The following is an 11,407-nucleotide window of genomic DNA, read 5'->3' on the forward strand; positions in this document are numbered from 1 at the left end:
TCGGTTCGGGCTTGCTTGACTTCTGTCGGGCGCGATATATCGTGTTTGGCGAGAGACGCGATATGTTGCGTCGACCCGACGGAGGAGGATCAGCACGATGACACAGTCGACGTGGACGGTCGCCGAAGCCCAGAAGCTCACCTTCGACGTGCCCGTGACCCAGGTCCGCGTGCGCGTCGTCAACGGCGCGGTGAACGTCGTCGGCACCGACGACGGCACCCCCGCCCGGCTGGAGATCGCCGGGGTCGAGGGCCCGCCGCTGCTGGTCACGCAGGACGGCGGCACCCTGACCGTCGGGTACGAGGACCTCACCCGCCAGGGCCTGCGCAAGTGGCTCGACCCCAAGGAATGGCGCAACGCGCGCACGGAGCTGCGCCGCAGCGCCGTCGTCACGCTCACCGTGCCGGCCGGTGCCCGGGTCGAGCTGGCCGCCGTCGGCGCGGCGACCGTGGTCTCCGGCATCCGCGGCGGCACCGTCCTGCACGGCGTCAGTGGCGACAGCACGCTGGTCGGCCTGGCCGGCGAGGTGCGTGCGGACACCGTCTCGGGCGACGTCGAGGCCCAGTCCCTCGCCGGCGAGCTGCGCTTCCATTCGGTCTCCGGCGACCTCACCGTGGTGGACGGCACCGGCTCCTCCGTACGCGGCGAGTCGGTCAGCGGCGACATGGTGCTCGACCTCCCCTCCGGAGGCCCCGCCGACATCGCGCTGACCTCCGTCTCCGGTCAGGTCGCCATCCGCCTGCCGCACCCCGCCGACACCCGCGTGGAGGCGAACACCGCCACCGGCAGCGTCTCCACCTCCTTCGACGACCTGCGCGTCTCCGGCCAGTGGGGTGCCAAGCGCATCACGGGTACCCTCGGCGCGGGCACCGGCACCCTCAAGGCCTCCACCGTCTCGGGCTCCATCGCGCTGCTGCGCCGCCCGCGCTCCCCCGAGGAGGGCCCCGACGCCACGCCCCTCGCTCTCGACAAGAAGGTGCTCTGACATGCCGCCCGTCTTCGCCCACGGCCGTCTGCGCCTGTACCTCCTCAAGCTGCTCGACGAGGCCCCCCGGCACGGGTACGAGGTGATCCGCCTCCTGGAGGAGCGCTTCCAGGGCCTGTACGCCCCGTCCGCGGGCACCGTCTACCCCCGGCTGGCCAAGCTGGAGGCCGAGGGACTCGTCACGCACGCCACCGAGGGCGGCCGGAAGGTCTACTCGATCACCGATGCCGGCCGCGAGGAGCTGGCCGGCCGCGGCGGCGAGCTGGCCGACCTGGAGGTGGAGATCCGCGAGTCGGTCTCCGAGCTGGCCGCGGAGATCCGCGACGACGTCCGCGGTGCCGCGGGTGACCTGCGCCGCGAGATGAAGGCGGCGGCCGCGGCTTCGGAGCACCGCCGCGAGGAGGGCTTCGCCGAGAGCGAGGCCTGGCTGAAGGCGAAGGACGAGCTGCGCCGCGCCAAGCAGGAGTGGAAGGAGCAGGCCCGCCGCGCCAAGGACGAGAGCCGCCGGGCCCGCGAGGAGGCGCAGACGGCGCGCCGCCAGGCCAGGGAGGCCCAGGAGAAGGCCCGCGAGGACGTCCAGCGGATCGCCCGCCAGTTGCAGGAGCAGTTCGCGCGCTCCGGGGTCCGTGGCGGCTTCTCCGAGTTCACCACCCAGCTCGGCGACCTGGCCCGGGAGGCGACCAGCGCCTTCCTGAAGACGGACCCGGCGGACGGGTCCGCCAAGGGCGCACCGGGCTGGACCGTCGACGTCGAGCGGGCTCCCCAGGGCTCCCCCGACTGGGCCGCCGACCTGGCGCCGAGCGGCGACCAGGCCCGCGACCTCGACCGCCTGCTGGACCGCTTCCGCGACGACGTGCGGGATGCGGCCCGGGACCACGGGGTCACCGACGAGCAGCTCCGCGAGGCCCGGGCGCACCTCTCCACCGCGGCCGCCCGGCTCGGGGCGCTCCTCCGCGAGCGTTGAGCTCAGAGCACAGGGCCCGGCCCCCGTCACCATCGGTGACGGGGGCCGGGCCCTGTGCGGTCGTGTCCTCAGCCGGCCTCCGGCGCGGCCAGCACGTGCTCCACGCGCTCGTACGTCACCCCGTGGTCGGCCAGTACGTCGCCCACGGCGCCCGGCCGGGCGATCAGGGCCAGCAGCAGGTGCTCGGTGCCGATGCGCCGGTCGCGCCGGCCCAGCGCGACCAGCAGCGACTGCTCCAGCACCGACTTGGCCCCGGCCGTGAACCTGCGGTGGTTCGACCAGCGCCGGGTCCGGGGCGCGGTGCCGGCCAGCGCCCCGGCGCCGTGCGTCGCCTCGACGCGGGAGACGATCTCGGTGAGGTCGATGCCGAGGCCCGCGAGGGCCTCCTCGTCGGCCTTGCTGAGCCCTCCGCGCCGCCGGTTCTCGGCGAGGGCGGCGGCGAGCGCCCCGGCGTCCACCCCCAGGGAGGTGAAGGGCGCCCGCTCGGCCAGGGCCAGCAGCACGTGCTCCTCGGAGACCACCGCCGAGCCGGTGCGCTCGGCGTGCCCGACCGCCCCCTCGACGGCTTCCCTGGCCTCCCGCGTGAACCTCTCGAACATCACTGCCTCCCGTACTTCTTGTGCACGGCCTGCCTGCTGACGCCCAGCTCCGCCGCGATCTCCTGCCAGGACCAGCCCTGGTTCCTGGCGCTGCGGACCTGTACGGCCTCCAGCTGCTCCAGCAGTCGCCGCAGCGCGGCCACCGCCCGGAGCCCGACACGCGGGTCACGGTCACCGGCCCGCTCGGCGAGATCGGTCGCATCCGTCATGGTGTCAACTTTGGTTGACGCCATGACGGATGTCAACCCTGGTTGACGGCCGGGTGTGGGAGGGGAGGTCAGACGGTGAGCACGACCTTGCCGAACAGGTCGCCGGAAGCCATCCGCTCGAAGCCCTCGCGGGCCCGGTCCAGCGGCAGCACCTGGTCGATGACCGGCCGGACCCCGGTGGCGGCGCAGAAGGAGAGCAGGTCCTCCAGCTCGTCCTTGGAGCCCATCGTGGAGCCGACCACCTTCAGCTCCAGGAAGAAGATCCGGGTCAGCTCGGCGTGGGAGGGGCGGTCGCCGCTGGTCGCGCCGGAGATCACGATCGTCCCGCCGGGCCGCAGGGACTTCACCGAGTGCGACCAGGTGGCCGCGCCGACCGTCTCGATCACGGCGTCCACGCGCTGGGGCAGCCGCGCGCCGGGCTCGTACGCCTCCAGCGCGCCCAGCTCCACGGCGCGCTTGCGCTTGGCCTCGTCCCGGCTGGTCGCGAAGACGCGCAGCCCCGCGGCCTTCGCCAGGACGATGGCCGCGGTTGCGACGCCGCCGCCGGCGCCCTGGACGAGCACGGAGTCGCCGGGACGCACCCCTGCGTTGGTGAACAGCATCCGGTAGGCGGTCAGCCAGGCCGTCGGGAGGCAGGCGGCCTCCTCGAAGGACAGCTCGGCGGGCTTGGGGAGGACGTTCCAGGCGGGGACGGTGACCTGCTCGGCGAAGGTGCCCTGGTAGCGCTCGGTCAGGATGGAGCGGGGCTCGTCCGGGCCGACGCCGTGGCCGCTCTGGCCGATCACGGAGTGCAGGACGACCTCGTTGCCGTCCTGGTCGATCCCGGCGGCGTCGCAGCCGAGGATCATGGGGAGCTTGTCCTCGCCGAGGCCCACCCCGCGCAGCGACCACAGGTCGTGGTGGTTCAGCGAGGCGGCCTTGACGTTCACGGTCACCCAGCCGGGACGGGCCTCGGGGGCCGGGCGCTCGCCCAGCTCAAGGCCGCTCAGCGGCTGGTCACGGTCGATGCGGGCGGCATAGGCGGCGAACATGCCCCGGACGCTACCGCCCGGTAGTCGCCCGCTTCCAGACCTTCCGGCGGACGGAGGGTGAGTTGTTCGTCGCACTGCGGCGGGTCGCGCGGCACGCCCCCGGCATGCGAAAAGGGCCGCGTCCGGTCCCCTGGGGGACCCGGCGCGGCCCTTTCGCGAGCGGTGTCCGCGGATCAGATCCGGGCCACGCCCTCCTCGCGGGCGGCGGCGGCCACGGCGGCGGTGACCGCCTCGGCGACGCGCTCGTCGAAGGGCGAGGGGATCACGTAGTCGGCGGCGAGCTCGTCACCCACGACGCCGGCGATGGCGTCGGCGGCGGCGATCTTCATGCCCTCGGTGATCCGGGAGGCGCGGACCTTGAGCGCACCGGCGAAGATGCCGGGGAAGGCCAGCACGTTGTTGATCTGGTTCGGGAAGTCGCTGCGGCCCGTGGCCACGACGGCCGCGTACTTGTGCGCGACGTCCGGGTGGACCTCCGGGTTCGGGTTGGCCATGGCGAAGACGAAGGCGTCCTTGGCCATGGTGGCCACCGCCTCCTCCGCCACGGTGCCGCCCGACACGCCGATGAAGACGTCGGCGCCGGCGAGGGCCGACTCCAGCGAGCCGGTGAGGCCGGTCTTGTTGGTCAGCCCGGCGATCTCGGCCTTGACGTCCGTCAGGTCGGCACGGTCGGCGGAGACCACGCCCTTGCGGTCGGTGACGCACACGTCGCCGATGCCCGCGTCGACGAGGATCTTGGCGATGGCGATGCCCGCGGCGCCGGCGCCGGAGATGACCGCGCGCAGGTCGCCCAGGGTGCGGCCGGTCAGCTTGGCCGCGTTCCGCAGGGCGGCCAGCGTCACGATGGCCGTGCCGTGCTGGTCGTCGTGGAAGATCGGGATGTCCAGCTGCTCCTGGAGGCGGCGCTCGATCTCGAAGCACCGCGGCGCCGAGATGTCCTCCAGGTTCACGCCGCCGAAGGAGGGCGCGAGGCGGACCACGGTCTCGATGATCTCTTCGGTGTCCTTGGTCGCGAGCGCGATCGGAACCGCGTCGACGCCGCCGAACTGCTTGAAGAGGATGGCCTTGCCCTCCATCACGGGGAGGGAGGCCTCGGGCCCGATGTCACCGAGTCCGAGCACCGCGGTGCCGTCGGTCACCACGGCGACCACGTTGGACTTCCAGGTGTACTCGTGAACGAGTTCGGGCTGCTCGGCGATGGCGGTGCACACCTTGGCCACGCCGGGCGTGTAAGCGAGGGACAGGTCGTCCTTGTCACGGACCGGCACGGTGGCCTGCACGGCCATCTTCCCGCCGCGGTGCAGCGCGAAGGCCGCATCCGGATTGTTGTCCGTAACGCTGTCGCTGCGAGGATTGACGATCTCCGCTGCCACTTGTTGACCCCTTAAGTCTTTATCGGTTGAGGGTGGCCACTCCTGGTTGCGGAGTGGGCGGGCACCGCGTTCGAGCTCCGGTTCCGCCGACGGGTGAGCCGGCTTCCCACGGAGGGGAGGTTCGTACGCGCGGGCGCGCCGCACACGCGCCCTGAGCCCCCGGATGAGGGGTGTAAGGATCTGTTCTACCCGAAGAAGGCTCGCCCAGACGAGTCGATTCCGCCTTGATCCTACGGGCATTGTCCGGTTTACCCGGAAAGTTCGGCAGACCCGGTCCAGCACCCGAGACGAACCGCAAAAACCGCGGTGTCCCGGGGGTTACGCGCCAGAAACTTCTGTGGCGATCACCCTTGTCCGCAGTCCTGTTGCCTCTACCCCGCCTCTCGTTATCCGATTTTGACCTGGCTGGCCGTCTGATTCCCGCAGTCCGAATGGCAAGATGCGGAATCACACGAGGTCGCGACACTCGAAGGTGCGTGCCCGACTCTCATTTCGGCCGCTTTCCATCCCTGCCGGAGGAACAAGCTCATGACCGCAAGCACCACCCGTCGTACGACCGCCGCCCGGTCCCGGATCGCCGCGGTCGGCGCCATCGCGGTCGCAGGCAGCCTCCTGCTGACCGCCTGTGGCGACCAGACCGACAGCGGCTCCGGCAGCACCAAGGAGTCCCCGAACTCCAGCAGCGCGCCGCTGTTCGCCAAGCTCCCCAAGAAGATCCAGGACGCGGGCGTCATCAAGGTCGGCACCGACGCCGCGTACGCCCCGATGGAGTTCGTCGAGAACGGCAAGATCGTCGGCGTCGACCCCGACCTCGGCGAGGCCCTGGCCAAGCAGCTCGGCGTCAAGTTCGAGTTCGTGTCCGGCACCTTCGACGGCCTGATCACCTCGATCTACACCGGTCGCCAGGACCTGATCATGTCCTCGATGACGGACAACAAGAAGCGTCAGGAGGGCCTGGACGACGCCGGCAAGAAGATCGGCAAGGGCATCGACTTCGTCGACTACTTCAGCTCCGGCGTCTCGCTCCTCGTGAAGAAGGGCAACCCGCAGAACATCAAGTCCCTGGACGACCTCTGCGGCAAGACCGTCGCCGTCCAGCGCGGCACGATCTACGAGGACACCTTCAAGGCCCAGGCCGCCAAATGCGGTGACAAGAAGCTCACCATCCAGGCCTTCGACACCGACGCCGAGGCGCAGACCCGCGTCAAGGCCGGCGGCGCCGTGGCCGACCTGAACGACTACCCGGTCGCCGCGTACATCGCGAAGACCTCCGGCGGCGGCAACGACTTCGAGGTCGCCGGCAGCCAGAGCGACGTCGGCCTCTTCGGCATCGGCGTCTCCAAGGACAACCCCCAGCTCCGTGACGCCGTCAAGGAAGCCCTCGACGCCATCATCAAGGACGGCTCCTACGCCAAGGTCCTGGAGAAGTGGGACGTCAAGGACAGCGCCGTCCAGTCGGCCACCATCAACGCCGGCAAGTGATCTCAGCGCTCCACTGAAGGGCAGTCATTGTGACTGACAAGATCGACAAGGGTCCGGCCGCCGCACCGGCCGGGCCCGGCGCCTCGGGTACTCCGTACGAGGCGATCAAGGCCATCCCCGTGAGGCACTACGGGCGCTGGATCAGCGCCGTCGTGGTCGTCGTCCTGCTCGGCTGGCTCGTCTACGCCTTCTCCCAGGGCAACATCATCTGGGACACGGTGTGGGACAAGCTGTTCGACCCCGCGGTCCTGAACGGACTGTGGAACACCGTGCTGATCAGCGTCGCCGCCATGGCCCTCGGCCTGGCGCTCGGCATCCTCTTCGCGGTGATGCGCCTCTCGAAGAACCCGGTCACCGGAGCCGTCGCCTGGCTCTACATCTGGTTCTTCCGCGGCACCCCGGTGTACGTGCAGCTGCTCGTCTGGTTCAACCTCTCGCTGATCTTCGAGTACCTCAACCTCGGGCCGATCTACAAGAACGAGATGGTCGAGGTCATGACCCCGTTCATGGTCGCGCTCCTGGGCCTCGGCCTGAACGAGGGCGCGTACATGGCGGAGATCGTCCGCGCGGGCATCCAGTCCGTCGACGAGGGCCAGACCGAGGCGGCGCACGCGCTCGGCATGTCGCAGACCAAGACCATGCGGCGGATCATCCTGCCGCAGGCCATGCGCGTGATCGTGCCCCCGACGGGCAACGAGTTCATCAACATGCTCAAGACCTCGTCGCTGGTCTCGGCCGTCCAGTACACCGAACTGCTGCGCGCCTCGTCCAACATCGGCAACACGGCCGGCGCCGTCATGGAGATGCTCTTCGTGGCCTCCATCTGGTACCTCGCCCTCACGAGCGTGTTCAGCGTCGGCCAGTACTACCTGGAGCGCCGGTTCGCCCGCGGCTCGACGCGCAACCTGCCGCCCACCCCGTGGCAGCGCATCAAGGCCAACCTGAACATGTTCCGCCGTACGGAGGTGGCCCGATGACCGGCGAGCCCATGGTCAAGGCCGAAGGCGTCCACAAGTCCTACGGCGCCGCCCACATCCTGCGCGGCATCGATCTGGAAGTCGCCCCGCGCGAGGTCTTCTGCCTGGTCGGCCCTTCCGGCTCGGGCAAGTCCACCTTCCTGCGCTGCATCAACCACCTGGAGCGGATCAACGGCGGCCGCCTGTCGGTCGACGGCCAGCTGGTGGGCTACAAGCAGAAGGGCGACAAGATCTACGAGCTGAAGGACAGCGAGGTCGCGGCCCAGCGCCGGGACATCGGCATGGTCTTCCAGCGCTTCAACCTCTTCCCGCACATGACGGCGATCGAGAACGTCATGGAAGCCCCGGTCATGGTCAAGGGCGAGAGCAAGGCCACGGCGCGTGAGCGCGCCGTGCGCCTCCTCGACCGCGTCGGCCTGGGCGACAAGGGCGGGAACTACCCCTCGCAGCTCTCCGGCGGCCAGCAGCAGCGCGTGGCCATCGCCCGCGCGCTGGCCATGGAGCCGAAGCTGATGCTCTTCGACGAGCCCACCTCGGCGCTCGACCCGGAGCTGGTGGGCGACGTCCTCGACGTCATGCGGGACCTCGCCGAGTCGGGCATGACCATGATCGTGGTCACCCACGAGATGGGCTTCGCCCGCGAGGTCGGCGACTCCCTCGTCTTCATGGACGGCGGCGTCGTGGTCGAGTCCGGCCACCCGCGCGACGTGCTGGGCAACCCGCAGCACGACCGCACCAAGGCCTTCCTGTCCAAGGTGCTGTAAGCAGGATCGTTTGCGCCGCAGGGGCGGTACGGGGCCTCCGTACCGCCCCTGCGGCGTTCCCGCGGGCGGTACGGGCCTCCGTGCCTGCGGGGGCACGGGCCTCCGGGCGGTACGGGCCTCCGGGCGGTACGGGCCTCCGGGCGGTACGGGCCTCCGTGCCTCCTGCGGCGTTCCCGCGGAACCTTTTTCCGGTCTCCTACTTCAGACCGAGGACCAGCGCGTCCGACGGCGAGCGCCAGACCGTACGGGCCTCCGCGAAGCCGGCCTCGCGGAGCGTCCGCACGTGCCATTCCGCGGACGGGGTGTCGCCGTCCGCGTGCTCGCCGTAGATCTCGAACCGGCGCGCGGTCGGCCCGGCCAGCACTGGGTCCTTAGCGGCCAGCGCCCACCAGTCCGCCCAGTCCAGCGCCCCCGCCGCCCGGGCCCGCTCCATGCCGGCGTGCCGGTGCGCCCGCTCGGCGGCGTTGATCCGCGGGGTGCCCTCGTCCTTCATGTGGTCGGCGTTCATGAAGACGCCGCCCTCGCGTACGAGCGGGGCCAGCTGCCGGTACAGCACCGCGAGGGGCTCGCTGTGCAGCCAGTGCAGGGCGGTGGCGGTCAGCACCGCGTCGTAGGAGTCGTACGGAAGCCGCGCCGCCCACTCGGGGTCCTTGAGGTCCGCGGTGACGACGGTGACCCGGGGGTCCCCCGCGAAGTGCCCCTCGGCGATGGCCAGCAGGGCCGGGTCCAGATCCACTCCGGTGCTCACGGCATCCGGGAACCGCTTGAGGGCCCGATCCGTGATACTTCCCGTACCGCACGCCAGATCGAGGATGCGCGGTGCGGGGCCCACCAGGGCCTCGACCATGTCCAGCATGACCCGGAAGCGCTCCTCGCGGTCCGGCATGTACCACTCCTGCTGGCGGTCCCAGCTCTCCTGCCAGGCCTGCCAGTCGGTACCGGTCGTCGTCTCGGCCATTCCGAACCCCTCTGAACGTAATACCCTCGAAGCACTGTCAGTCGTTACTGAACCTAGACTGCCGCCGTTAAGGACTACAAGTGGAACTGGCCTATTACTCGGACTACGCCGTGCGCCTGGTCAACAGCGAGGAGCCGGCCCGCAACAAGGACACGCTCACCTCCGTGGAGGCGGTCCGCGCCCTCTTCGGTGACAGCTCCCCGGCGGCCCGGCGGGCCACCGACGCCGACGTCACCCGCTTCCGGTCGGTCCGCGCCCGGCTCCGCGCGATCTTCGAGGCCGCCGACACCGGCGACCAGACCCTCGCGGTCGACCTGCTCAACTCGCTGCTGCTGGAGTTCCCCGTCAGCCCGCAGATCTCCGGGCACGACTACCTGGACGAGGAGGGCCGGCCCCGCTGGCACATGCACCTCGCCGACCACCCCTCCAACGCCACCGCGGGGTACGCCGCCATCGCCTCGATGGGGCTGGCCTTCCACCTCACCGAGTACGGCGCCGACCGCCTCGGCCTCTGCCAGGCCGCGCCCTGCCGCAACGCCTACCTCGACACCTCGACCAACCGGTCGCGCCGCTACTGCTCAGACCGCTGCGCCACCCGCGCGAACGTCGCCGCCTACCGCGCCCGCAAGCGCCTGGAGGCCGAGCGGTCGGAGAGCACCGGCCGCAGCGCCGACAGCGCCCAGGAGATCCGCGCCGAGAGCGAGGTCTGATCGGGCCGCCGCGGGCGGAAGCGCAGCCGCACGGTCGCCAGGACCAGCTCCTCGGGGACCGTGCCGTAGTCCGTGCTGTCACCGCCCGCGAACGCGTTGTCGCCCAGCACCCACCAGCCGCCGTCCCGCCGCTCGGCCGCCCGCTTGACCACCAGCAGGTCCTGCTGGAAGGGGTGGCGCAGGATCACGACCTGGCCGGGGCGCACGGCCGCCCCGTACCGCACGAGCAGCCAGTCCCCGTCGTACAGGGTCGGCACCATCGAGGGCCCCGTCACCTCCACGGTCTGGAACGGCACCCGCAGGGGCATCCGCAACGGCACCCTCGACACCCACTCCCTCGGCCACCCCTTCGGCCACTCCATCGGCACGTGACACCTCCCGGCACGCCCACGGCGAATACGTACGTTCGCTCACCGGTCCCATCCTGACCCTGGACTTTTGTCCTAAGCCCATGGGGGCGGCCGCGAAATCGGCTTTCTCACGGAGTAATCTCCCACCTGAGAAGACGATCACGAGGAGGACAAGCTCAATGCTTTCCCGCCTGTTTGCCCCCAAGGTGAAGGTCAGCGCCCACTGCGACCTGCCCTGCGGTGTCTACGACCCGGCCCAGGCCCGCATCGAGGCCGAGTCGGTCAAGGCCGTCCAGGAGAAGTACCAGGCCAACGAGGACGCCGACTTCCGCGCCCGCGCCATTGTCATCAAGGAGCAGCGCGCGGAGCTCGCGAAGCACCACGTCTCGGTGCTGTGGAGCGACTACTTCAAGCCCCCGCACTTCGAGAAGTACCCGCAGCTGCACACGCTGGTCAACGACACCCTGAAGGCCCTCTCGGCCGCCAAGGCGTCGAACGACCCGAAGACCGGTGAGAAGGCGCTCGAGCTCATCGCCGAGATCGACCGCATCTTCTGGGAGACCAAGCAGGCCTGACCAGGCCCGCGGCTGCCCAGCCACGCGAAGGCCCGGCCGGAGTACGCTCCGGCCGGGCCTCTCGTGTGTCTGCGGGGGGAGGGGGGAGGGGCGGGGGGCTGTTCGGGTCGGGGGTGCGCTACTCGTCCTCGTCCTCGTCGTCCAGGCGGGCCAGCCAGGTCGCCAGGCGCTCCACCGGCACCTCGAAGTCCGGGTTGAGGTCGACGAAGGTGCGGAGCTGTTCGGCGAGCCACTCGAAGGTGATCTCCTCCTCGCCGCGCCGCTTCTCCAGCTCCTCGATGCCGCGATCGGTGAAGTACACAACAGGCTCCGTGTCGAGTGGGGGTCATTCCCGGCCAGGATAATCCGCATTTCCCGGGAGCCTCGCGCGCGCCCCCGGGCAGCGCTAGCCTGAACTGCTTCAACACGCTTGGGCCGGAGGCAGGTTGGC

The 11,407-nt window shown here is 70.6% G+C and carries 14 protein-coding genes; 7 read left to right on the plus strand and 7 right to left on the minus strand.

What is annotated here, in order from left to right; all coding sequences use genetic code 11:
• The first annotated feature begins 97 nt into the window (after positions 1–97).
• Both ACIQUQ_RS00685 and ACIQUQ_RS00690 read left to right on the plus strand, forming a co-directional pair.
• A complete protein-coding gene (locus ACIQUQ_RS00685) occupies positions 98–985 on the plus strand; it encodes a DUF4097 family beta strand repeat-containing protein (RefSeq protein ID WP_403969501.1) in 888 nt (295 codons plus the stop codon).
• Position 986: 1 nt separating this feature from the next.
• A complete protein-coding gene (locus ACIQUQ_RS00690; RefSeq protein WP_403969504.1) occupies positions 987–1,949 on the plus strand; it encodes a helix-turn-helix transcriptional regulator in 963 nt (320 codons plus the stop codon).
• A 68-nt stretch (positions 1,950–2,017) separates the two neighbouring features.
• Here the strand turns inward: ACIQUQ_RS00690 and ACIQUQ_RS00695 are convergent, their stop codons facing one another.
• The 4 genes from ACIQUQ_RS00695 to ACIQUQ_RS00710 all read right to left on the minus strand — a co-directional run bounded on the left by ACIQUQ_RS00695 (position 2,018) and on the right by ACIQUQ_RS00710 (position 5,161).
• Entirely contained in the window at positions 2,018–2,548 is a 531-nt protein-coding gene (locus ACIQUQ_RS00695) for a Clp protease N-terminal domain-containing protein (RefSeq protein WP_403969507.1), read from the minus strand.
• Positions 2,548–2,757 carry a helix-turn-helix domain-containing protein gene (locus ACIQUQ_RS00700; protein ID WP_037851906.1) on the minus strand — a complete coding sequence of 70 codons (210 nt, stop codon included), beginning with the start codon at positions 2,755–2,757 and terminating at the stop codon, positions 2,548–2,550. The genes ACIQUQ_RS00695 and ACIQUQ_RS00700 overlap by 1 nt, the downstream gene beginning before the upstream one ends.
• A 68-nt stretch (positions 2,758–2,825) precedes the next feature.
• The gene (locus ACIQUQ_RS00705) at positions 2,826–3,788 is read right to left on the minus strand and encodes a zinc-binding dehydrogenase (protein ID WP_399945338.1); all 963 of its coding nucleotides are present in this window, start codon (positions 3,786–3,788) and stop codon (positions 2,826–2,828) included.
• Between the two features lie 173 nt (positions 3,789–3,961).
• Positions 3,962–5,161, minus strand: a complete 1,200-nt coding sequence (locus ACIQUQ_RS00710) for an NADP-dependent malic enzyme (protein WP_403969511.1) — start codon at positions 5,159–5,161, stop codon at positions 3,962–3,964.
• 528 nt (positions 5,162–5,689) lie between these two features.
• On the opposite strand from ACIQUQ_RS00710, the gene ACIQUQ_RS00715 reads away from it, so the two are divergent.
• From ACIQUQ_RS00715 to ACIQUQ_RS00725, 3 genes are read left to right on the plus strand one after another with little or no spacing between them, the layout of a single operon-like run.
• Positions 5,690–6,643 carry an ABC transporter substrate-binding protein gene (locus ACIQUQ_RS00715; RefSeq protein ID WP_403969514.1) on the plus strand — a complete coding sequence of 318 codons (954 nt, stop codon included), beginning with the start codon at positions 5,690–5,692 and terminating at the stop codon, positions 6,641–6,643.
• A 29-nt stretch (positions 6,644–6,672) separates the two neighbouring features.
• A complete protein-coding gene (locus ACIQUQ_RS00720; protein WP_403969517.1) occupies positions 6,673–7,620 on the plus strand; it encodes an amino acid ABC transporter permease in 948 nt (315 codons plus the stop codon).
• Positions 7,617–8,384 carry an amino acid ABC transporter ATP-binding protein gene (locus ACIQUQ_RS00725; protein WP_403662428.1) on the plus strand — a complete coding sequence of 256 codons (768 nt, stop codon included), beginning with the start codon at positions 7,617–7,619 and terminating at the stop codon, positions 8,382–8,384. Before ACIQUQ_RS00720 ends, ACIQUQ_RS00725 begins: the two co-directional genes overlap by 4 nt.
• 196 nt (positions 8,385–8,580) lie before the next feature.
• Here ACIQUQ_RS00725 and ACIQUQ_RS00730 read toward each other — a convergent pair whose 3' ends face one another.
• Entirely contained in the window at positions 8,581–9,342 is a 762-nt protein-coding gene (locus ACIQUQ_RS00730) for a class I SAM-dependent methyltransferase (RefSeq protein ID WP_403969520.1), read from the minus strand.
• Positions 9,343–9,422: 80 nt separating this feature from the next.
• Here ACIQUQ_RS00730 and ACIQUQ_RS00735 point away from each other — a divergent pair, with 80 nt between their 5' ends.
• Positions 9,423–10,052, plus strand: a complete 630-nt coding sequence (locus ACIQUQ_RS00735; RefSeq protein ID WP_403969523.1) for a CGNR zinc finger domain-containing protein — start codon at positions 9,423–9,425, stop codon at positions 10,050–10,052.
• Here the strand turns inward: ACIQUQ_RS00735 and sodX are convergent.
• On the minus strand, positions 9,956–10,360 hold the full coding sequence (gene sodX / locus ACIQUQ_RS00740) for a nickel-type superoxide dismutase maturation protease (RefSeq protein WP_403970524.1): 405 nt from the start codon (positions 10,358–10,360) through the stop codon (positions 9,956–9,958). The two genes, ACIQUQ_RS00735 and sodX, sit on opposite strands and share 97 nt — an antisense overlap.
• Positions 10,361–10,581: 221 nt before the next feature.
• Here sodX and sodN point away from each other — a divergent pair, with 221 nt between their 5' ends.
• A complete protein-coding gene (gene sodN, locus ACIQUQ_RS00745) occupies positions 10,582–10,977 on the plus strand; it encodes a superoxide dismutase, Ni (RefSeq protein WP_030209807.1) in 396 nt (131 codons plus the stop codon).
• A gap of 118 nt (positions 10,978–11,095) precedes the next feature.
• Here the strand turns inward: sodN and ACIQUQ_RS00750 are convergent, their stop codons facing one another.
• A complete protein-coding gene (locus ACIQUQ_RS00750) occupies positions 11,096–11,278 on the minus strand; it encodes a DUF6104 family protein (RefSeq protein WP_014176503.1) in 183 nt (60 codons plus the stop codon).
• Between the last annotated feature and the right edge of the window lie 129 nt (positions 11,279–11,407).

It is taken from the genome of Streptomyces sp. NPDC101118, from assembly GCF_044759445.1.
Taxonomy (GTDB): domain Bacteria; phylum Actinomycetota; class Actinomycetes; order Streptomycetales; family Streptomycetaceae; genus Streptomyces.